This window comes from Phenylobacterium sp. (assembly GCF_031984885.1).
In the GTDB taxonomy this organism is placed as follows: Bacteria; Pseudomonadota; Alphaproteobacteria; order Caulobacterales; family Caulobacteraceae; genus Phenylobacterium.
Window position 1 is genome coordinate 224463 of sequence record NZ_DAMABV010000002.1, and the last position, 21406, is coordinate 245868.

Sequence of the window (21406 nt, forward strand, 5' to 3'; positions counted from 1 at the left end):
GACCACGAAGGACACGAAGAGCACGAAGGCGCCGTGGGGGTGGATGGCGCGGTGCGAGGGGTGGAGTGCGCGTTTATCGCGTTTGCTGCGGGCGCGCTTCCCGTGTCATCCCGGAAAGCCCGCGGGGCTTGTCCGGGACCCATTCGCGCCGGGCCGGACGAATGAGGCGCCGCCCCGCCGCAAAAGCTCAACTGACTTGATGACATCGCCGATCACGCCAGCACCTCGCCCAGGAAGCCGGCCATGGCGGTCCAGGCGCGGTGGGCGGTGCGCTCATGGTACTGGACGCCCATGTCGGGCAGGTCGGCGCCGGGGTTCATGAAGGCGTGCATGGCGCCGCCGAAGGCGTGGATCTGCCAGTCGGCCTGGGCGGCGGTCAGCTCCTGGCCCAGCGCGACGACGTCGGCGGGCGGGACCATCGGGTCGTCCCAGCCGTGATAGGCGGCGACCTTCACCGCCATCGGGCTGGCCGTGGGCAGGCCGGGCGGGGTGAACAGGCCATGGAAGCTGGCCACGCCCTTCAGCGGCGCGCCGGCGCGGGCGAGGTCGAGCACGCAGAGGCCGCCGAAGCAGAACCCGATCGCCGCCAGCCGGTCGGCGCGCAGCTCGGGCAGGGCGGCGACCACCTCGACCACATGCAGCAGCCGCCCGCGCAGTTCGGCGCGGTCCTGGACCAGCGGAGTCATCAGCGCCTCGCACTCGGCTGGCGTCGAGCCGCGCCGGCCCTTGCCGTAGAGGTCGACGCAGAAGGCGCCGTAGCCGAGGCCGGCGAGACGATGGGCGAACTGCTCCTGGCCCTCGGAACGGCCCTCCCAGCCGTGGAAGACCAGCACGCCGGGCACCGGGTCCCTGGCCCCCTCGGGCAGCACCAGCGCGCCGTCGTGCAGCGCCTCGTCGCGATGGTACTCGATGGTGCGGATATGGCTGTCCATGCGCGGATCCTCCCTTGGCGGCGCGACGCTAGGCCCTCGCCGCCGTGCTCGGCAAGGCGGCCGCTGCGTTACCTGGCGGGTAATCGCGCGGCCTCCGCGCGCCCGGCATGGTCGGCGCATCAACAAGGAGCTTCGCCATGACCAATCCCGCCGAGATCGCCGAAACCTACATCGCCGCCTGGAACGAGACGAACGCCGCCGCCCGCAAGGCGATGATCGCCGACACCTGGACCGGCGACGCCACCTATGTCGATCCGATGGCCGCCGTCGAAGGCCACGCCGGGGTCGACGCCCTGATCGCCGGGGTGCAGGAGCGCTTCCCGGGCTTCCGCTTCGCGCTGATCGGCGAGGCCGACGGCCACGGCGAGCATGTGCGCTTCTCCTGGGGGCTGGGACCGGACGGCGCGGCCGACGCGCCGATCAAGGGCACCGACTATGTCCGCGTCGAGGACGGGCGGCTGAAGAGCGTGACCGGGTTCCTGGATCAACTGCCCGGATAGGGCGTCCGGCGCCCGGTCCCCGCCGCGCGGCGGGCGCCGGGCCGCCGCGCCACGGCGCAGCCTTAAGGTTGAGCTGCGACCCCGAGCACCCGCTCGGGTATTGACCTGATCTAGGCCCGGTGCAGCCCGAATGCGACAATTCGAACGCTGGCGGTACGGCCAGCGACGCGTCGAGACCCGACCTCCGGCGGCGCCGGTATCGCCGCCACACGCGCCTCGCCGTTTTGATTGCAATCACCTGACAATGAGAGGGGATAAGATGACTCTCAAGTTCCTGCTGACCGCGGCCGGCTGCGCCAGCCTGCTCGCGCCGGCCTCGGCCATGGCGCAAGACTTCTACGACTGGACCGGCTTCTACATCGGCGGAAATCTCGGTGCGAGCTGGGGCGATACGTCGATCAAGACCAAGGTCGAGCCAGGCAATGGGACGACCCCCATCGATCCGCGCGACGTCGCGGCGCTCAACGCGGCGACCTCCGACGACGATAACGACACCGGCTTCACCGGAGGAATCCAGGGCGGCTACAACTATCAGTCCGGCAACTGGGTGTTCGGGCTGGAGACCGACGTCGGCTGGATGGACATCGGCCAGAGCCGGTCGAACACCTACGCCCTGCCCTCGATCCTCAACCCGCCGATCGCGGCGACGATCAGCCAGGAGGTCAGCACCGACTGGGTCTGGACGCTTCGTCCGCGCATCGGCTACGCCAGCGGTCCGTACATGATCTATGGGACGGCCGGGCTGGCGGTCTCGAAGGTCCAGGTGAAGGCCAGCTACGCCGACAACCGGACGATCGCCAACAACGCCAGCTTCAGCGACAAGGACACCAAGACCGGTTGGGCCGCGGGCCTGGGCGGCGCCTACGCCGTCTCCGACAACATGTCGGCGCGGGCCGAGTGGCTCTATACCGATTTCGGCGACGTGCGCGCCTCCTGGGTGACGCCGAACGGCTATGCCGCGTTCACGACCGAGGGCGACACCCGCGCCAATCTCCTGAGGATCGGGCTGGACTACAAGTTCTGACCCGCCGAAGGCGGCGGCTCAGGCGGTCGGCACCGTGCCGCCGTCGATGACGTACTCCGCGCCGTGGAGGGTGGCGGCCCGGTCGCTGACCAGGAAGGCGACGAGGTCGGCCACCTCCTCGGGGCGGTTGGGGCGGCCGACCGGGATGCCGCCGAGCGCCGCCATCAGCCCGTTCCGCGCGGCGCCGACATCGACGCCGTCGGCCTGGGCCAGGCGTTCGATCATGCGGGCGGCGGCGTCGGTCTCGGTGAAGCCGGGGGCGACCCGCAGCACGCGCACGCCCTGGGGCCCGACCTCGTTGGAGAGGGCCTTGCTGTAGGTGTTGAGGGCGGCCTTGGCGGCGGCGTAGGCGAGGGTGGATTCGTAGAGCGGCAAGGTCCGCTGGATCGAGGAGACGTGGACGACGACGCCGTAGCCCTGGCCGATCATGTGCGGCAGCAGGGCCCGGTCCAGGCGCACCGCGGCCAGCAGGTTGGCGCTGAGGGCCGCGTCCCAGTCCGCATCGGTGAGCGCGGCGAAGCCGCCGCCGGGCGCGGAGGAGCCGCCGATATTGTGGACGACGACGTCGACCCCGCCGAGCGCGCCCAGCGCCGCCTCGGCCACGGCCGCAACGCCCTCGGGCCGGCCCAGATCGGCGGCGGCGAAGAGCTCGGGCTGGTCCAGGTCCGAAGGCGCGGTCCGGGCGGCGACGAACACCACGGCCCCCAGCCGCCGCAGCCGCGCGACGATCGCCGCCCCGATGCCCTGGGTTCCGCCGGTGACCAGGACGCGGCGGCCCTGCAGGTCCTGCCGCGGGTCGCGCAGGGTGATCTCCAGCTCGGCGATCTGCTCGCCGGCCAGCACGAACCGATAGCGCAGATCGGCGGGCGCGCCGGGGAAGTCGCCGGTCAGGTGCGCGGTCACGGTTGCGCCGTCGGCGGCGGGCTCCAGGCTGCGCGGCTCGGCCTGGAAGCGGTAGCGGCGGCGGGCGTCGGCGGCCCAGGCGCGGACGGCCTGGCGGCCCCGGTGGTCCTGCGCCTCGTCGCGGACCAGGGCGTCGGCGGTGAAGCCGGCGGCGATCGCGTCGGCGTCGTCGCTGTTGGCGGCCGCGAAATAGGCGGCGATGGGGGCGGGAAGCTTGACGGTCATCGGTCTGTCCTCGGGACTGGCTGGACCGATGAACTGGGCCTATGCTCCCTCAGTGGCAAGAACCGACAAAAAAGTAGGGTACTCACCTACAGGTAAGCTGGAGGACGTGACGCCCGACATGGCGGCCACGGGCGTCGAGACCGCGTTCCGCATTCTGGAGGGGCGCTGGAAGATGGTCATCATCTTCCAGTTGTTCGACAAGGAGGTGCTGCGCTTCTCCGAACTCGAACGGGCGATCCCGAAGGTGTCGCAGAAGGTGCTCATCCAGCAGCTTCGCGAGCTGGAGGCGGACGGCATCGTCGTGCGGACGGTCTATCCGCAGGTGCCGCCGAAGGTCGAATATCGCCTGACGCCCTGGGGGCAGGCCATGTGCCCGGCGCTCGATTCCCTGCTCGAATGGGCCGCGCAGCGTCCGGCGACGCCGGGGCCGGCGGCCTAGCGAGCGCAACTCCCCCGCGCGGACGCCCGTTCTCCCTTCATATGACCAGGGAGACGAAGATGGCGGACGACAATGTCTACAAGGTGCTGGAACTGGCCGGATCCTCGAGCGTCGGCGTCGAGGACGCGATCCAGACGGCGATTTCCAAGGCCAGCGCCACGGTGCGCAACATCCGCTGGTTCGAGGTGATCCAGGTGCGCGGCCATGTCGAGGACGGCAAGGTCGCCCACTACCAGGCGCTGCTGAAGGTCGGCTTCACGCTGGAGTAGGGGCGTCCGGCTCGGTCCCCAGCCACTGGTGCAGGACCGAGAGCACGGCGGGCGCCGGCTGGTAGCCGCGGTTGACGATGCCGTAGTGGCCTTCCTCGTTCGGGCCGCCGACCAGGGTCGGGAAGCCGGTGACGCCGGCGCGCTGGGCGGTGGCGTAGTCGTTCCAGGTCTCGTGCTTGAGATCGTCGGTGTCGAAGTCGGCGAGGAAGGCGTCCTGCTCCACCCCGAACTCGGCGGCCAGATCGGCCAGCACCTGGGCCTTGGTCACGTCCTGGCCCTCGGCGTAGAAGGCGTGGTGCAGGCGGCGCAGGAACAGCACCGCCTTCTCGCCGTCATGGCGGCGCACGCGGACCACGGCGCGGGCGGCCGGATCGGTGTCGTAGAGAAAGCCCGGCCGGTCGAGGATGGCGTCGTCGAACGGCAGGCCGGTGGCCTCGTGGACGTGTTCCCAATGCACCTTCAGCTCGGTCCGCGCCTGTTCGGTGGAGGGCGTGTCGGTCCCGGGGCGCAGGCCGCCCATCACCAGTTGGATCGGCAGGGCGCGGCCGAAGGTCTGGCGGATCTGGGTGATCACCGGCGAGAAGCCGTAGCACCACGAGCACATCGGATCGGCGAAATAGATCAGGCGGGGCGTCTGCATGGCGGCTTCCTCTCGTCGGGTCTATGTAATGCGCAGCGGCCGCCTCGGCGAGCCGGATGGAGACCACGATCCTTGAGAGCCTGACGCCGCAACCTTCGCGAACCAGCTTTCACCCGCGCCGGGCCGGCGCGGCGATCCCTCCTGACCGGGCATTCCCATGATCCATATCCGCCCTGCGCGCGCCGACGAGATCGAACGCGCGCGCGACATCGAACGCATCTCCGCGACCCGCTTCCTGGGAACCGACCGCGCCGAACTGGCCGAGGACGAGCCGACCGACGCCGCGACCCTGGCCGAGCGCATCGCGCAGGGCGGGCTGCTGGTCGCCGCCGAGGCGGGGGCGGCCGTCGCCTTCGTGATGTTCCGGCCGCTCGAGGGCTGCGCCTATGTCGAGCAGATCGACGTGGCGCCCAGCCATGCGCGGCGCGGGATCGGGGCTGCGTTGCTGGAGGCGGTGGCGGGGCTGGCGCGGGCCCGGGGCTGGCCGGCCCTGACGCTGTCGACCTTCCGGGACGTGCCGTTCAACGCGCCCTACTACGCGCGGCTGGGCTTTACGGAGGTCGAGGCGTTGACGCCGGGGATGGCGCAGATCCGCGCCGAACACGAAGCGCGCGGCCTCGACGAGACCGCGCGCCTGTTCATGCGGCGGGAGGTTTAGGGGACTCCGGCGCCGGGCGATCGCATATGGCCTTGAGGCGCCGAGAGCCTACGCCTCCAGCCTGGCCAGGGCCGCGCGGCTGTCGGCGAGCGCCTGGTCGCGGGCTTCGGGGCCGTAGCCGATCTTCTCGGCGCGGATGAAGGTCACGTCGGTCAGGCCGATGAAGCCCAGGAGCTGGCGCAGATAGGGCTCCTGGAAGTCCAGGGCCTGGGCCGGGCCTTCGCTGTAGAGGCCGCCGCGGCTCTCGACCACGATCACCTTCTTGCCGGTCAGCAGGCCTTCGGGGCCGGCCTCGGAATAGCGGAAGGTCTCGCCGGCCCGCAGCACGTGGTCGAACCAGGCGCGCAGGGTGGTCGGGACGCTGAAATTGTACATCGGGGCGCCGATGACGATGACGTCGGCCGTGCGCAGCTCGGCGATCAGCTTGTCGCTGAGGGCGCGGGCTTCCAGCTCGGCCGGGCTGGAGGCCTGGGCGCGGACGCCGGCCACGGTCGAGGGCAGCAGGTGCGGGATCGGATCGGCCGCCAAGTCGCGGAAGACGATCTTGGCGTTGGGATCGCGGGCGGTCAGTTCGGCGACCGCGTCGGCGACCAGCAGTCGCGAGATCGAGCCGTCGCCGCTGACGCTGCTGTTGAGAACGAGAATATTGGACATGACCACCCTCCGGGGCGCTGGTGAATTGACGCCGACAGAGGTGAGGGCTTGAACCATGCAACAGTAGCCCGATATTTCGAACCAGATTGTTGCATATCCAGGAACGATAGATGCTTGACCTCGAGGACATCCAGGCCTTCGCCGAGGTGGTGGAGGCGCAGAGCTTCGGCCGCGCCGGCCAGCGGCTGGGGCTGTCGAAATCCATGGTCAGCCGGCGGGTGGCGCGGCTGGAGGCCGAGCTCGGCGCCCAACTGCTGAGCCGCACGACCCGCGGCGTCTCGGTGACCGAGGCGGGGCTGGAGTTCAAGGAGCGGGCCGACCGGGTGCTGGCCGAGCTTGAGGCCGCGCGCGACGACCTGGCCCAGCGCGGCGAGGACATCGTCGGCTCGCTGCGCATCTCCGCGCCGCTGTCGTTCGGCATGACCCACCTGTCGGCGGTGCTGGCCGAGCTGGCCGTGCGCCATCCCAAGCTGCAGGTCGAGGTCTCCTACAGCGACCGCTATGTCGACCTGATCGGCGAGCGCTACGACGTCGCCGTGCGGATCGGGGTGCTGGAGGATTCCAGCTTGGTGGCGCGCAAGATCGCGCCGATCCGCGGCGCGGCGGTGGCCAGCCCGGCCTTCATCGCGGCCCACGGGACGCCGGCGCGGCCGGAGGATCTCGACAACCTGCCGGCGGTGATGAGCGGCTCGGAGGCCTGGCGCTTCCAGGACGGCAAGCGGACCATCACCGTGCGGCCGGACGGGCGGTTCAAGGCCGACAACGGCCCGGCGATCCTGGCGGCGGCGGCGGCGGGCCTGGGGGTGGCGATGCTGCCCACCTTCCTGGTCGGGCCGGCCATCGACAGGGGCGAGGTGGTCCCGCTGCTGCTCGACTTCCCGACCCCGCCGGCCGGGCTCTACGTGGTGCGCCCGCCGCCGGCCGCGCACATGCCGGCCAAGGTGCGCGCCCTGACCGACCTGATGATCGAACGCTTCGGCGGCGAGCCCTTCTGGGACGCCTGCTACGCGCGGCGGGTGGCCGAGGGGCTGCCGGTGCTGGTGTAGCCGCCCGCAACTGGGCGTTGCGGCCTGCGGTGAAACCCAGCAGCATGGCTCCATGGGGAGCTTGCGAATGTTGCGACGCGTGTTGACCGTGAGCCTGCTGGGCCTCGCCCTGGCCGGCGGCCCGGCCTTGGGACAGCCCCTCAAGCCCGAGACCGAGCGGGCCATCGACGAAGCCATGCGCGAGGCGGTGAGCACCGGCTGGACCGCAGGGGGCGTCGTCGCGGCGATGCGCCAAGGGGAGGTGGTCTTCGCCAGGGGCTATGGCCTGGCCAATCTGGAAACCGGGACGCCGATCGCGAGCGACAGCGTCTTCCGCATCGGCTCGATCACCAAGCAGTTCACGGCCGCCGCGGTGCTGCTGCTCGCAGAAGACGGCAAGCTGTCGCTGGACGACCCGGTCTCCCGGCGCCTGGCGCAGTTTCCGGCGGAGGACCCCACCACGATCCGCCAACTGCTGACCCACACGTCGGGGATCGTCGACTATGTGGGCGGCGAGGGCTTCGACCGGGAGCAGTGGTTGCCTCACACCACCGACCAGCTCGTGGCCTTCGTGCTGGCCCGGACGCCGCTGCACGGCTTCGAGCCCGGTGCGGACTGGCGGTACTCCAGTTCGAACTACGCCCTGGCGGGAGCGATCGTCGAGGAGGTTTCCGGCCAGCCGTTGGCTGCGTTCCTGAAGGCGCGAATCTTCGACCCGCTGGGCATGAACGCCACGGCCATGGACGATGCGCGCGATGTCGTGCCGCACCGGGCCTCGGGCTACGACCGGCTGAAGGCGGAGGCCCCTGGATACGCCAACGCCCGCGAGGTCAGCATGTCGGTCCCCTTCGCGGCGGGCGCGATGCGTTCCAGCGCCGTAGACCTGCTGGTATGGGGCCACGCGCTGACCCACGGCCGGGTGCTGAAGGCCGAAAGCTACCGGCAGATGATCACGCCGGTTCGCCTGAAGGACGGGAGCCTGCCCGTCCGGACGCGGGCGGACGGGACGCGGCGCTCGATCAGCTACGGGCTGGGCGTCTGGATCGACGGCCCAGCGGATCGGCCGAACCTGTCGCACGACGGCGCGATCGACGGCTTCACCGGCACGCTCAGCATCTTCACCGGACCTGACGTCGTGGTGGCGGGGCTGGTGAACACCTCGCCAAGCCAGCACCTGCCGTTCGGCAAGGTGATCGAGGCGGTCAAGGCGGAGGTGCTGGCGGCAAAAAAATAGGGCGGCTCCCTTGGGAGCCGCCCCAGTCGCTGTTCTCGAGGGGGAAGACCTCTAGAACTTCTTGGTGACGCCCAGCTTGTAGTACCGGCCCAGCGGGTTCGCCGTGAACGGGTCGTAGCTGAGGTCAAGACGGGCGAACGGCGGATCTTCGTCGAGCACGTTGATGACCGAGGCCGTCAGCGTCGTCTCCCAGGGCAGGAAGACGCGGTAGGCGAGGTCATGGGTGACGAAAGCGTCGATCTTGCGGCCGTTCTGGTTGGTCGCGAAGGTCGAGGTGCCGCCACGGGTGTCGACCATGTCGTCCACGTAGCGGACGGTCCAACGGACGTTGTGCTCGCCGCGGGTGTATTCGGCGAAGGCGCTGCCCTTCCACTGCGGCTGCGAGCCGTAGCCGAGGTAGTCCATGGTGCCGACGTAGTCGGTCTCAGGCGCGGTGACGACTCCTTCGATCGTGTTCTGGGCGACCACGTATTCGATGACGTAGGTGACGTCGACGCCGAAGTTCATGTCGCCGCCGAAGACGTCGCGGGCCGTGTAGTTGGCCGAGACGTCGATGCCGCTGGTCTTCACGTCCGGACCGTTCACGTAATACTGGCGGACCCGGTTGATGGCGCCGGCCGAGCAGGCGCCGGTGAAGGAGATGCGATCCTGCAGCGCGGCGTAGGCCGGGTTGCCGCAGTTGTTCGCGCCGGCCGAGCCGTTCGGGAAGATCGCGTTGACGATCTGCGAGCCGCTTTCCGCCCGGATCGGGCCCTCGAAGTCGAACGACCAGTAGTCGACCGAGGCGCGGAAGTCGCCGAAGTCGAACAGGGCGCCGAGGTTGATGGTCTTGGCCTTTTCCGGCTCCAGGTTCGGGTTGCCCCACAGGTCGTAGGCGCGATAGCCGCCGGCCGCGGTGGTGTACGACAGGTTGGTGGTCGCGGTCGCGGCGATCTGGGTCTGCGGCGGGGCGCGGAAGGTCGAGCCGGCCGAGACGCGGAACGCCAGCCAGTCGGTGGCCTGCCACTTCAGAGCGACCTTCGGGTTGGTGGTCGCGCCGATATTGCCGCCGTAGTCCTCGTAGCGGATCGCCAGGGTGCCGGTCAGGCTGTCGGTGAACGGCATCTGGGCTTCGACGAAGGCCGCGCCGACCGAGTAGTCGAGGTCGTAGTCGGCCAGGGCGCCGAAGAAGCTGAACGGACCGTTCTGGGCGACGCAGGTGGCGCCCGGGTTCACCGACGAGTCGGCGCAGGGGCTGACCGCGATGTTGGTGTCGTCGTTGTTCTGACGCTCCACGCCGCTCCAGCGGTACTGGGCGCCGGCGGCCCAGGCCAGCGGGCCCGCGCCGAGGTCGACGGCTTCGACCTGGCCGTTGAACACCAGGTCGGCGGTGAAGATCCGCGAGCGCTGCTTGTAGCCGTATTCGCCGAAGATGTAGTCGAGCACTTCACGGCTGTTGGCCGTGGAGGCGACGTAGCCCGGGTTGGTGCGGCCGTCGATGACGTTGCCTTCGACGCCGGTCGAGAACGGGTTGAACCACAGGCAGCCGTTGGCGCCCGGAGTCGTGCCCTGGCAGTTGGCGCCGCCCAGGCCCATCATCGCGCGCTGCAGCTTGCCGACCAGGATGTCGGACGTCGCCACGTCGGAGTTGGAGTCCATGTAGGTGACGGCCGCGTCCCAGCCGATGCCGCCGGCGACGTCGAACTCGCCCTTCAGGCCGGCCGAGATGCGGTAGGTCTCGAAGTAGCGGCGGTCATGCTTGGCGCCGCCGCCGAACAGGTCGTTGCCGCCGACGCCGATCGGACGCCAGGCCACGGTGGTGAAGAGGCCGTTGGCGGCCGCCGCGGCCTGGGCCGGGGTCATCTGGCCGAGCAGGGCCTGCAGGCCGGGGTTGGCCGACGGAATGAAGAAGCCGTTGCCCTGGACTTTGCCGGTCAGCGCCGAGGTCGGGTAGTTGTTCGGCGGATAGGACGGCGAGGAGTGTTCCTGGGCGACGTCGTGGGCCGCGTACAGCACCTCGGCGTGGAACTTGGTCTTCTCGGTGAGCTCGAAGTTGATCTCGCCGTAGAGCTGCCAGTGATCTTCTTCTTCGATCAGGTTGTTGAAGCCGACGAACTGGAACTGGCAGCCCGAGGCCGTGGCCGGGCCCGAGATGGTGGCGCAGCCCGGGTCGAGCAGCGGGTTGGTGTAGGTCACGCCGCCGTTGGCGCTGGTCAGGTACAGGCCCGGGTTGCCGAAGCTGGACCAGCCGCCTTGCGGGTTGTCCTCGAGCGAGCGCATGGCGAAGTCGCGCTCGGTGACCGGCAGTTGGTTGCGCTTGCGGTAGCCGGCGGTCAGCAGGATGTCGCCCCGCTCGCCTTGCCAGCCGTAGGCGGCGTTGAGGTTGTACTCGCCGTCCGAGCCGTCGATGAACGAGTAGCCGCCCGAGACTTCCAGGCCGTTCAGGTTCTTGCGGGTGATGAAGTTCACGACGCCGGCGACGGCGTCCGAGCCGTAGGTGGCGGCCGCGCCGTCCTTCAGCACTTCCACGCGGCCGATGGCGGCCGACGGGATCATGTTGGTGTCGACATAGATGGCGCCGGGCGAGATCGCCATGCGGCGGCCGTTCATCAGCACCAGGGTGCGCTCGGAGCCGAGGCCGCGCAGGTTGACGTTGCCCACGCCGGTCGACTGGGCGGCGGCGTACTGGTTGGCTTCACCCAGGACGCCCGAGACCGCCGGGATCGACTTCAGCAGGTCGACCGTGCTCGGCGAGCCCTGCTTCTGCATCTCGTCCTGGCCGATCACGTTGACCGGGAGGGCGGCGTTTTCGGGCGTGCCGGCGATGAAGGAGCCGGTGACGACCACTTCCTCGACCGAGATTTCGTCTTGGGCGTTGGCAGGAGCCGCAAGACCGAGCACCGCGAGGAGCGCCAGGGAGGAGGCTCCTGCAAGGTACTTACAATGCAACATTCGTTTCCCCTAATATAACCACGTTACGCGTCAAATGTCGTCTGAACGTGGCGCAGGAAAGAGCGGCGAGGCTCGCCCAAAGCAAGTCTCAATTCTGTCATGGTGAGAATAACGCTGCTATCGGACGGCGTTTCGCGGCGAGAAGCTCAAAAATCCCGCATCAATTTCTAACGTAAACGTAAAATCATACCTATAATTCGAATTTAAGGCCGATTTTCCTATATAAATCAGACCCCGAATTTGCCGCGAACGTCGATTTGTTCGCGGCGCCCAGAAATGTCGCTTCGGCGCCACACGGCGACGGGAATCTCATTCGAGTGAGCGGTATGTCGGCATCCCCGGCTGAAAAACGGCGTTCGACCGCATTTCGGGGGATCGGTCAGGCCGTTTGGGGCCGGCTAATTTGAGACTTCGGTAGGTTGCTTCAGCAGGTCGAGAATCGACGCCAGGTAGGCGTCGGCGTTGGCGCGCGCGGCGGGCACGCCGCTGACGCCGCTGGCCTGGAGCTGGTCGAAGCCGCCGCCCACGGCGAACAGGACGCGGAACGCCTCCTTCTCGATCAGCGGCGTGGGCAGGATCTCGATGTCGCTGGTGCGGAGCTGGGCGACCACTTCCTTCAGCGAGCGCGGGCGCAGGGCGGCGGGCACGCGGGTCAGCAGGCAGCGATGGGGCAGGGGCCGCCCGGCGCGGCGGCCGAACTGGCTGACCATCTCGGCGGCCTTGATCGCCTGGATCGCCTCGAGCTGCGAGGCGGCCAGCGGCGTGACCACCAGGTCGAGCCGCATGGTGGTGAACGCCATCGCCCCGCGGATCGAGCCCTCGGTGTCGAGGATCAGCCAGTCGGGCTGCTTGCGCTGGGCCTCGCGCAGGGCGTCGCGCATGTCCTCCATCATCGGGGCGGGATGGATGCTGATCCGGTCGGGGCGGCCGGGCAGCGAGGCCCAGTGCACCAGCGGCTTGTTGGGATCGGAATCGATCATCGCCACCCGCTGGCCGCGCTGGGCGAGGCCGAGCGCAAGCAGCAGCGCCGCGGTGGTCTTTCCCGCGCCCCCCTTCGGATTGACAAAGGCGACTGTCGGCAAGCCGGTCTCTCTGTTGGAGCGCCCCCCGGCGGGACCTTGGCGTAAACCATAGCGGTCCGCGGCCGGACTATCGAGCGGCTATGCGGCGCTACTTTGTCCGTGGGGGCGGGGAAAGATGCTCGCCCTCCGGCGTCATCCCGGTCCTGCTGCGCAAACCGGGATGACGCTCCTGGGGGAAATCAGCTCGTCGGCGCTTCGGCCGGGGCCTCGGCGTCCGTGGCCGCCGGCTCCAGGCTGGCGGTGGGGTCGAAGGCGGCGCCCAGCAGCTTGGCGTTCTTTTCCAGGCGCTCGGCGGTGGGGCCGCAGCGCACGGGCAGGGACCAGCTCATCCACTCCTGGGCCAGGCGCGCCTTGGTCAGGTTCGGGGCGCCGGCCCAGACGGCCTGGCCCTTCTTGATCGCCGCCGCGCCGATCGGGCCGAGCGGGCGGACGCTGGCCTTCTCGGCCGCCTCGATCGCGCGCTCGAACGCCTTCAGGTCCTTGCGGCTCTGCTTCTGCATGTCGGCATAGACCTTGAGGTCGGCGGCCACCGAGCGGCCCGGCGGGCGGTAGGTGGTCTCGATGCGGGTGACCTCGGGCATCACCTGGTCGTGCAGTTCGAGATAGCCGCTCAGCGCGCCGTGGCACCAGGAGACCAGGCCGTAGTCGTCGCGCGGGGCGCCGACCGGCCAGGGCAGCTCCTCGGCGCCGGGCGGTGTGGCGGCGGTGGGTTCGGCCGGTTCGGCGGCCTGGTCGACGGCCATAAGGGCGAGAGCGATGAGTAGCGCGGGCATGGAACCTCGTTGCAGACTGGATCAGGTGGCGGCCCCGAAACCCCCGCCCCCGGGGGTCTCGATCTCGATGACGTCGTCGGGCTCGACTGTAAGCGAAAAACAGCCCGGCAGTTCCTTTACCGCGCCGTCGGCGGCGATCAAACGCTGGGCGCCGGGCAGGGCGGCCCCGCCGCCGGCGATTCCCCGCGGTGCGTGGTCGCGCCGGGTGGAGAGCAGGGCCGCCTCCATCGGGGCCAGGAAGCGGATCCGCCGGACGGCGCCCTCGCCGCCGGGCATGGCGCCGGCGCCGGCCGATCCCTGACGGATGGCGAAGGCCTCGACCCGCACCGGGAAGCGCCGCTCCAGGATCTCCGGGTCGGTGAGGCGCGAGTTGGTCATGTGGGTGTGGACGGCGCTGGTCCCGGCCCGGCCGGCGGTGGCGCCGGCCCCGCCGCAGATGGTCTCGTAATACTGCCGGGCCTCGTCCCCGAAGGTGAAGTTGTTCATCGAGCCCTGGGCGTTGGCCATCACGCCGAGCGCCGCATAGAGGGCGTCGACCACGTGCTGGCTGGTCTCGACATTGCCGGCGACGACCGCGGCCGGGAACCGCGGGGCGAGCATCGAGCCCTCGCGGGTGAGGATCTTCAGCGGCTCCAGGCAGCCGGCGTTGAGCGGGATGTCGTCGTCCACCAGGCTGCGGAAGACGTAGAGCGCGGCGGCGTCGACGATGGCCGAGGGGGCGTTGAAGTTGGAGCCGAGCTGGTCGGCGGACTGGCGGAAGTCCAGCACCGCCTCGCCGGCGGCGGCGTCGACGGTGGTGGTGACGACGATCTCGCCGCCGCCGTCCATCGGAACCCGCGCCTGGCCGTCCTTGAGCCTGCCGACCGCGCGGCGGACCGAGGCGGCGGCGTTGGCCTGGACGAAGCCCATATAGGCCGCGACCGCCGGGCCGCCATAGGTCTCGATCATGGCGCTGACCGCGGCGGCGCCGGCCTGGCAGGCGGCGATCTGGGCCTTGAGGTCGGCGATGTTGCGGTCCGGCGCGCGGGACGGATAGGGCCCGGCGCCCAGCGCCGCGCGCACCGCCTCTTCCAGGAAGACCCCGCCGGCCATGATCGGCAGGGCGTCGAGCAGGACGCCCTCCTCCTGCAGCGTATGGGAGAAGGGCGGCATCGAGCCGGGCTGGATGCCGCCGACGTCGGCATGGTGGCCGCGCGCGGCGACGTAGAAGGCGGGGCTTGCCTCTCCTTCCCTGCCCAGCCGGGAAGAAAGGGACGCTTCCTCCGCCACGAACACCGGCATGACCACGGTGATGTCGGGCAGGTGGGTGCCGCCGGCATAGGGGTTGTTGAGGGCGAACGCCTCGCCGGGCTTCAGGTGCGGATGGCGCTCGCGCACGGCGCGCACGCTGGCGCCCATGGAGCCGAGGTGGACCGGCATGTGCGGCGCGTTGGCCACCAGCCCGCCGCCGGTGTCGAACAGGGCGCAGGAGAAGTCGAGCCGCTCCTTGATGTTCACCGAATGGGCGGTGCGCTCCAGGGCCGCGCCCATCGCCTCGGCCACGCCCATGAAGCGCTTGTTGAAGAGTTCGAGGGTGACCGGGTCGGGCTTGTCGAGGGCCAGGGCCGCGGCCTTGCGGCGGCCGGCCTGCTCCAGGCGCACCATGCCGCCTGGCCCTTGGGTCGCGCTCCAGCCGGGCGAGAGCGCGATCTGGGTGTCGGCGCGGACGATCAGGGCCGGGCCTTCGGCGGCGGTCAGGGCGTCGGCGGCGATGATCGGCGCGTCATGCCAGGCGCCGTGGAAGAACATGCGGGCGGTATCCCCTCTCCCCCCGTCCGGCCGGGGGAGAGGGGAGGGTAAGGGGGGACTTTCGGATGCGCCGGCGTGTGGGAGGGGCTGCATGGCGTCGGCTTGCGACGCGCCCCTCACCCCTCCCTCTCCGCGCCGGGGAGAGGGGGATTCGCCGCTCACCGCCTCCGCCTCCACCGAGGCGACGACGATGGGCAGGTTCGCCTCGATGAAGCCGAACAGGCGCTTGTGGGCGGCCTCGAAGGCGGCCTTCACCTCGGCCAGCGGGCCGATGGGGATGGGCAGCTCGGCGTCGGCGCCCTCGTAGCGCAGGCGCAGGACCTGGCGGACCTCGTGGGCCTGCGCGCCCTGCTGCGCCAGGGCGGCGCGGGCCTCGGCGTCGGCCTCCCGCGCGGCGGCCTGGGCGTGGGCCAGGCCGGCCTCGTCCAGCACGGCGTCGACCCCGACCTGCCGCAGGCTGGCGACCTGGGCCTGGCCGATGCCCCAGGCCGACAGCACGCTGCCATAGCGCGGGCAGATCACCTGCGACGGGCCGAGCGCCTCGGCGACCTCGCAGGCCACCTGGCCGGCCGCGCCGCCGAAGGCGGTCAGGACGTGGTCGCGCGGATCGAAGCCGCGCTCGGTGGAGATGCGGTCGGTGGCGCGGGCCATCTGCTCGACGGCGATGGCGACGAAGCCCTCGGCGGCGGCCTCGACGCTGGGCGCGCCCATGGCCTCGGCCAGCGTCTGCAGCGCGGCGCGGGCCGCCTCGACGTCCAGCGGGGCGTCGGCGTTCGGCCCGAAGATCGCCGGGAAGAAGCGCGGATCGAGCCGGCCCAGCACCAGGTTGGCGTCGGTCACCGTCGCCGGGCCGCCGCGGCCATAGGCGGCCGGGCCGGGATCGGCGCCGGCGCTCTGCGGCCCGACCCGGGCGCGCAGGCCGTCGAAGGCCAGGATCGAGCCGCCGCCGGCCGCGACGGTCTCGACGTCCAACATCGGGCTGCGCAGCTTGACCCCGGCGATGCGGGCGCTGTCGCGGCGCTCCAGCAGGCCGGCGTAGCGGCAGACGTCGGTGGAGGTGCCGCCCATGTCGAAGCCCAGCGCCTGGGCCGCGCCGGCCGCCTGGGCGGTGCGGGCGACCCCGACCACGCCCCCGGCCGGGCCGGAGACCACCGCGTCGCGGCCGCGGAACGCCTGGGCGCGGACCAGGCCGCCGGCCGAGGTCATGAAGTAGAGCGGCGCGCCCTCGACCGCCCTGGCCACCCGCTCGACATAGGCCTGCAGGATCGGGGTCAGGTAGGCGTCGGCGACGGTGGTCTCGGCCCGCGGCACGAAGCGGGGCAGGGGCGAGACCTCGTGGCTGAGGTCGACGAAGGCGAAGCCGGCCTCGCGGGCCAGCTCGCCGGCGCGGGCCTCGTGGGCCGGGTTGAGGTCGGCGTGCAGGAAGGCGACGGCGACCGCGGCGTAGCCCTCGGCGCGGGCGGCGGCGAGCCGGGCGCGCAGGGCGTCCTCGTCCAGCGGCGCCGCCACGGCGCCGTCGGCGGCGAGCCGCTCCTTGGCCTCCACGACGCCGGAATAGAGCGGCTCGGGCCGCACGATGTCGAGCGCGAAGAGGTCGGGGCGGGCCTGGTCGCCGATCACCAGGGCGTCGGCGAAGCCGGCGGTGGTGACGAGCAGGGTCCTGGCCCCGGCCCGCTCCAGCAGGGCGTTGGTGGCGACGGTGGTGCCCATCTTGATCGCCCTCACCCGGGCGGCGGGGAAGGGCTGGCCAGGCCCTGCGCCCAGCACCCGGCGCATGGCCTCGACCGCGGCGTCGTCGTAGGCCGGAGAGGCCGACAGCAGCTTCATGGAGACTTCCTCGCCGTCGTCGGCCTGGGCGATCACGTCGGTGAAGGTGCCGCCGCGATCGATCCAGAAGCTCCAAAGCCTGTCCAAACCGTAACCTTTCCGGGGGCTGATCTGCATTGTCAGGACCGACTGCGGGCCTTACAGCTTGGATACTCCCATGAGCTTCTGGCGCAACATTGCTGGGCTCGCAGTCAAGAAGCCCGATGCCGGCGACTGCGCTGATTGTCCCGCCACCCGGCCGGGCGAGGATCCCGCCTTTTCCACCGCCGTCACCGCGCTGGGGGCGAAGCTGGCCAAGGTCGACGGCCGCGCCAGCGTCGGGGAGTTCGACGCCTTTTCCCAGGTCTTCCAGCCGGACGCGGCCTCCGAGCGCAACATCCACCGGCTCTATGACCTGGCCCGGCAGACGACGCGCGGCTTCGAGAGCTATGCGCGGCGCCTGGCCAAGCGCTACGCCGGCTGCCCGACCCTGCTGGAGGACGTGCTGGACGGCCTGTTCCATATCGCCGCCGCCGACGGGGTGGTGAGCCCCGACGAGCTGGAATACCTGGAGCAGGTCTCCGACCTGTTCGGCTTCTCGCCGCTGGTCTTCCGCCGGCTCAAGGCCGTGCACCTGGGGATCGGCGCGGACGATCCCTATGGCGTACTGTCGGCGCCGCACGACGCCACGGACGAGGAGGTGCGCGCCATCTGGAAGGCGGCGCTGTCCGAAGCGCACCCCGACCGCGCCCGCGCCCGCGGCCTGCCCAACGAGTTCATCGAGGTGGCGGAGGCCAAGTCGGCGGCGATCAACGCGGCGTTCGACGACATCATGCGCGAACGACGGGCGATGGCGCTCGAAGGGGCGGCATGATGACGCCACTTTGTCGTGTTTTGTCGGGTTATCGTTGACGGCCGGGATCGCTCGGCCAAATTATTCGTTTAGCCGTAACAAGCGGCGCCCTTGAGGACTCTCATGGTTCGCGATTTCGCCCGGAAGCATGGTTCGACCCTTCGCGGTCTCGCCGCGGTCGGAGGCGCCCTGGCCACTGCCGCCGCCGTGGCGATCGGCGCCCTGCTGGCGGTGTTCTTCGCCGCCACCGTGGTGGTGATCGCGGTCATGGCCTCGGCCCTGCTGGCCCTGGCGGGCCTGGCCCTGCGCGCCAAGAAGGCCCGCGCCCAGCGTCGCGACGACGGCGTGATCGAAGCGCGCCACCTAGGCGGCCATCACTGGGTCGCCTACGGCTGGAACGAGCGCCAGGGGCGTTAGGCGGCGCGTCCTGCGGCCCTTCCCGACGAGGAATGGGACAGCGGCCTGACCACCCTGCTGCTGGAGAAGCCGCTGGCCTGAGGCCCTCTACGTCGCCTCGATGTCCGGCAGCGCCCAACTGGCGTCGAAATAGGGCTGCAGCGGCGCATAGAGCCGGAAATAGGTGAACCAGGCGCGGCCCGGGACGGTGGGTATCCAGTTGCTTTCGGGCGAGTCCTTGGGCGGCTCGGGCGCGAAGACGAAGTCCACCGAGCCGTCGGCGTTCTTGACGATGTCGCTGCGCGAGCCCAGTTCGACCTTGTCGTACTTGGTGTCCATGAAGCAGCGGGTCTCGATGTCGTAGAGGGCCACCGACCACCACTGGCCGGCCGGGACGTTCGGCGGCACGTGCAGGCGATAGGTCTTGCCGCCGTCGAACCATTGGCCGCCGGCGTCGCGATAGGTCGAGAGATAGGCCTGGCCTTCGCCCGGGGTCTTGGTGGTCATGCCCTCGGACAGGCCGACCGCCTCGTAGAACCACGAGGCGCGCTCATCGAGCTGGGAATAGAACTCCGACTGCTGGCTCATGGCCACGTTGACGACCCGGTCCCAGCGGCCCTTGCCGTAGCGGGCGGTCTCGAACCGCTTGTCGAACGAGTTGGCGATGGCCATCAGTTGGCCGATCTCGGCGCCGTCCGTGAGCGCTGCGGTCTGGGCCGGCGTCGGGTTGAACGGCTTGCCCTTCTCGATGCCCAGCGGCTTCAGCATGGCCATGAACAGGCGATCCTCCTCCTTGACCGGCTCGATCTGCAGCAACTCGTCGAGCCGCCGCCAATAGGCCATGCCCTTGGGCTGGGTCCCGCTCCACGGGCGCCCGTCCGGGGTGACGATCCTGGTCCTGGGCGGGTTGGCGGCGTCCTTGGCGGGGTAGACCCGATAGCCGTTCAGGATCCGCTCGCCCTCGGCCGGATCGGTGGTGAGGATGCGGAAGGCGTGGAAGACGTTGAAGGTCGGCGAGCGGACCTCGTAGTCGTACTCCACGCCGGCCGGCGGCTCCTGGCCGGGGCCCAGCAGCAGGTAGCGGCCGCCCTTGCCCTTGTCCGGGCCGGTCAGGCCGCAGTCGACGATCGAGTGCTCCCAGAAGTCGCCCAAGCCGCCGGCGATCTCCCCGGCCGGGACCTCGACGAGCACCGGGCCGGTGCGGGCGGTGTTCACGAACCCCAGGACATAGGGCGTGGTGGCGTTGGCGGTGATCAGCCCCAGCTTGTCGCGGACGGACACGTACTTGACGATGTCGCCGTCGCCGGCCCCGAACACCGTCTCGTGCTGGTTCTGCCACTGGCCGTAGGCGACGATCGGCAGCGCCCAGAGATAGGCCTGGCAGGCGCGCTGGAAGTCGCGTTCCTCATAGAGCCTGTCGATGGTCGGCTGGTCGGGCAGGCCATGGGCGTTGAGCCCCAGCGGGCCGATCCGGGTTTCGGTCTCCCCTCCCTTGGGGGCGAAGCTGCGGCCGCGTTCGGGCTGCGGGGTGTCGAGCAGGGTCATGACGGGCTCCTGGCTGGGGGAGCGGGCAGTCTCCCCCGGCGGGCGGGGGCCGTCTCTCGGGTCGATCCCGTAGTCGCCGTTCAAAGCGGCGGCTTTCTGCGGGGCCGCCGCGAAAACCTGCCGAGAAAACGCCCTATCGGCAGCTTGCCGGGGCCGGCCGGCGGCTCTAGGCTCCCGTTCAAACAAACGTTGGGAGAACGGCATGATCGGCGTGGTGGCGACCCTTAAGGTCCAGGACGGCAAGCAATCCGAGTTCGAGGCGATCTTCATCGATCTGGCCAAGCAGGTCCGGGCCAACGAGCCGGGCAACATCGCCTATCAACTGACCAAGAGCCGCACCGACCCGACGGTCTACAAGGTGCTGGAGCTCTACAAGGACGAGGACGCCCTGAAGGCCCACGGCGGGACCGACTACTTCAAGGCCGCCGGCGCCAAGATGGGCCCCTGCATGGGCGGGCGTCCGGAGATCGAGTACCTCGACGCCGTGGAGTAGGGACCATGGATCTCGAATTCTCGAAGGAAGACCTGGCGTTCCGTGACGAGGTGCGCGCGTTCATCGCCGAGGCGTTCGACGACGACATGCGGGCGCACTCGGCGCAGTCGAAGAACGCCCACATCGACAAGGCCGGCCAAGTCCGCTGGCTCAAGCGGCTGAACGACAAGGGCTGGATCGCCCCCGACTGGCCCAAGGAGTACGGCGGCACCGGCTGGAGCCACGCCCAGAAGTACATCTTCGACATGGAGATGGCCCTGGCGGGCGCGCCCTCGACCTCGAACATGGGGCTGAAGATGTGCGCCCCGGTGGTGATGGCCTTCGGCACGCCCGAGCAGAAGGCCCAGCACCTGCCGAAGATCCTCTCGACCGACGTCTGGTGGTGCCAGGGCTATTCCGAGCCGGGCTCGGGATCGGACCTCGCCTCGCTGTCGATGAAGGCTGAGCGGGACGGCGACCATTATGTGCTAAATGGTTCAAAAATTTGGACAACTTACGCACAGTGGGCCGACTGGATGTTCTGTCTGGTGCGGACCTCGAACGAGGAAATCCGCCAGAAGGGCATCTCCTTCCTGCTGCTGGACATGAAGACGCCGGGGATCACCATCGTGCCCCTGCCGACCCTGGACGGCCCGCCCGAGGGCGACCAGGAGATCAACCAGGTGTTCTTCGAGAACGTCCGGGCGCCGGTCGCCAACCGCATCGGCGAGGAAGGCCAGGGCTGGACCTATGCGAAGTACCTGCTGCAGTTCGAGCGGGGCAACCCCTATGCGGCGGGCCTGACCAACCAGTTGCAGAAGGTGCGCAAGATCGCCAGCCTGGAGCCGTCGGACGGCGGCGGGCGGATGATCGATGATCCCGATTTCCGCAGGAAACTCAGCGAGATGCAGATCAAGGTGGACGTGCTGAACGCCACCGAGCTGCGGATGTTCTCGGCCCGCACCTCGGGCGAGGCGATGGGGGCGGCGTCCTCCATGCTGAAGCTGGAAGGCAGCCAGGCGCAGCAGGCGGTGACCGAGCTGGCCCTGGAGGCGGCGGGCATCTACGCCCAGCCCTTCGTCCGCGACACCTGGGCCGAGATCCGCGGCGAGCGCAACGAGCCGCGGGCCGGGCCGGACTATGCGGCCACGGTCGCCCCGACCTACTTCAACTACCGCAAGACCTCGATCTATGCGGGCTCGAACGAGATCCAGCACAACATCATGGCCAAGATGGTGCTGGGGCTGTAGCGGGCGG

General features: G+C 70.0%; 20 protein-coding genes. 11 read left to right on the forward strand and 9 right to left on the reverse strand.

The features are described from left to right. Nucleotides 1-212: 212 nt before the first annotated feature. Complete coding sequence (locus RTL41_RS04500; protein WP_312161762.1) at nt 213-932, reverse strand: dienelactone hydrolase family protein; 720 nt, start codon at nt 930-932, stop codon at nt 213-215. 137 nt (nt 933-1069) lie between these two features. Here RTL41_RS04500 and RTL41_RS04505 point away from each other — a divergent pair, with 137 nt between their 5' ends. Both RTL41_RS04505 and RTL41_RS04510 read left to right on the forward strand, forming a co-directional pair. Beyond that, nucleotides 1070-1432 carry a nuclear transport factor 2 family protein gene (locus RTL41_RS04505; RefSeq protein WP_312161764.1) on the forward strand — a complete coding sequence of 121 codons (363 nt, stop codon included), beginning with the start codon at nt 1070-1072 and terminating at the stop codon, nt 1430-1432. 259 nt (nt 1433-1691) lie between these two features. Further along, a complete protein-coding gene (locus RTL41_RS04510) occupies nt 1692-2456 on the forward strand; it encodes a porin family protein (protein WP_312161765.1) in 765 nt (254 codons plus the stop codon). 18 nt (nt 2457-2474) lie between these two features. Here the strand turns inward: RTL41_RS04510 and RTL41_RS04515 are convergent, their stop codons facing one another. Then, nucleotides 2475-3584, reverse strand: coding sequence for an SDR family oxidoreductase (locus RTL41_RS04515; RefSeq protein WP_312161768.1), 1110 nt, complete (start codon nt 3582-3584; stop codon nt 2475-2477). 106 nt (nt 3585-3690) lie between these two features. Here RTL41_RS04515 and RTL41_RS04520 point away from each other — a divergent pair, with 106 nt between their 5' ends. Together RTL41_RS04520 and RTL41_RS04525 are read left to right on the forward strand one after the other, a co-directional pair. Next, a complete protein-coding gene (locus tag RTL41_RS04520) occupies nt 3691-4023 on the forward strand; it encodes a helix-turn-helix domain-containing protein (protein ID WP_312161769.1) in 333 nt (110 codons plus the stop codon). Between the two features lie 59 nt (nt 4024-4082). Then, nucleotides 4083-4292, forward strand: a complete 210-nt coding sequence (locus RTL41_RS04525) for a dodecin (protein ID WP_312161771.1) — start codon at nt 4083-4085, stop codon at nt 4290-4292. On the opposite strand, the gene RTL41_RS04530 is transcribed toward RTL41_RS04525, so the two are convergent. Next, on the reverse strand, nt 4279-4932 hold the full coding sequence (locus tag RTL41_RS04530) for a DsbA family protein (protein WP_312161773.1): 654 nt from the start codon (nt 4930-4932) through the stop codon (nt 4279-4281). The genes RTL41_RS04525 and RTL41_RS04530 overlap by 14 nt on opposite strands. A gap of 157 nt (nt 4933-5089) precedes the next feature. Between RTL41_RS04530 and RTL41_RS04535 the strand changes: the two genes are divergently transcribed. Beyond that, nucleotides 5090-5590 carry a GNAT family N-acetyltransferase gene (locus RTL41_RS04535; protein ID WP_312161774.1) on the forward strand — a complete coding sequence of 167 codons (501 nt, stop codon included), beginning with the start codon at nt 5090-5092 and terminating at the stop codon, nt 5588-5590. A 48-nt stretch (nt 5591-5638) separates the two neighbouring features. Here the strand turns inward: RTL41_RS04535 and RTL41_RS04540 are convergent, their stop codons facing one another. Further along, nucleotides 5639-6244: an FMN-dependent NADH-azoreductase gene (locus RTL41_RS04540; RefSeq protein ID WP_312161776.1), complete on the reverse strand. Its 606-nt coding sequence runs from the start codon at nt 6242-6244 to the stop codon at nt 5639-5641. A 110-nt stretch (nt 6245-6354) separates the two neighbouring features. On the opposite strand from RTL41_RS04540, the gene RTL41_RS04545 reads away from it, so the two are divergent. Together RTL41_RS04545 and RTL41_RS04550 are read left to right on the forward strand one after the other, a co-directional pair. Beyond that, the gene (locus RTL41_RS04545; RefSeq protein WP_312161778.1) at nt 6355-7290 is read left to right on the forward strand and encodes a LysR family transcriptional regulator; all 936 of its coding nucleotides are present in this window, start codon (nt 6355-6357) and stop codon (nt 7288-7290) included. Nucleotides 7291-7357: 67 nt separating this feature from the next. Further along, nucleotides 7358-8503, forward strand: coding sequence for a serine hydrolase domain-containing protein (locus RTL41_RS04550; RefSeq protein WP_312161780.1), 1146 nt, complete (start codon nt 7358-7360; stop codon nt 8501-8503). A gap of 51 nt (nt 8504-8554) precedes the next feature. Here the strand turns inward: RTL41_RS04550 and RTL41_RS04555 are convergent, their stop codons facing one another. From RTL41_RS04555 to RTL41_RS04570, 4 genes are all read right to left on the reverse strand, one after another. After that, nucleotides 8555-11383 (reverse strand): TonB-dependent receptor, encoded by a 2829-nt coding sequence (locus RTL41_RS04555; protein WP_312161782.1) that lies wholly within the window; start codon nt 11381-11383, stop codon nt 8555-8557. A gap of 449 nt (nt 11384-11832) precedes the next feature. Next, a complete protein-coding gene (locus RTL41_RS04560) occupies nt 11833-12516 on the reverse strand; it encodes a ParA family protein (protein ID WP_312161784.1) in 684 nt (227 codons plus the stop codon). Between the two features lie 179 nt (nt 12517-12695). Next, nucleotides 12696-13289, reverse strand: coding sequence for a hypothetical protein (locus RTL41_RS04565; RefSeq protein WP_312161786.1), 594 nt, complete (start codon nt 13287-13289; stop codon nt 12696-12698). Between the two features lie 21 nt (nt 13290-13310). After that, nucleotides 13311-16991: a hydantoinase B/oxoprolinase family protein gene (locus RTL41_RS04570; RefSeq protein ID WP_312161788.1), complete on the reverse strand. Its 3681-nt coding sequence runs from the start codon at nt 16989-16991 to the stop codon at nt 13311-13313. Nucleotides 16992-17061: 70 nt separating this feature from the next. Between RTL41_RS04570 and RTL41_RS04575 the strand changes: the two genes are divergently transcribed. Together RTL41_RS04575 and RTL41_RS04580 are read left to right on the forward strand one after the other, a co-directional pair. Then, nucleotides 17062-17757: a DnaJ family molecular chaperone gene (locus tag RTL41_RS04575; protein WP_312161790.1), complete on the forward strand. Its 696-nt coding sequence runs from the start codon at nt 17062-17064 to the stop codon at nt 17755-17757. A gap of 102 nt (nt 17758-17859) precedes the next feature. Next, a complete protein-coding gene (locus RTL41_RS04580) occupies nt 17860-18153 on the forward strand; it encodes a hypothetical protein (protein WP_312161792.1) in 294 nt (97 codons plus the stop codon). A gap of 87 nt (nt 18154-18240) precedes the next feature. Here RTL41_RS04580 and RTL41_RS04585 read toward each other — a convergent pair whose 3' ends face one another. Further along, nucleotides 18241-19677 carry a DUF1254 domain-containing protein gene (locus tag RTL41_RS04585; protein WP_312161794.1) on the reverse strand — a complete coding sequence of 479 codons (1437 nt, stop codon included), beginning with the start codon at nt 19675-19677 and terminating at the stop codon, nt 18241-18243. 202 nt (nt 19678-19879) lie between these two features. On the opposite strand from RTL41_RS04585, the gene RTL41_RS04590 reads away from it, so the two are divergent. Then, complete coding sequence (locus RTL41_RS04590) at nt 19880-20170, forward strand: putative quinol monooxygenase (protein WP_056015703.1); 291 nt, start codon at nt 19880-19882, stop codon at nt 20168-20170. A gap of 5 nt (nt 20171-20175) precedes the next feature. Then, on the forward strand, nt 20176-21399 hold the full coding sequence (locus tag RTL41_RS04595; protein ID WP_312161798.1) for an acyl-CoA dehydrogenase family protein: 1224 nt from the start codon (nt 20176-20178) through the stop codon (nt 21397-21399). The last annotated feature ends 7 nt before the right edge of the window (nt 21400-21406 follow it).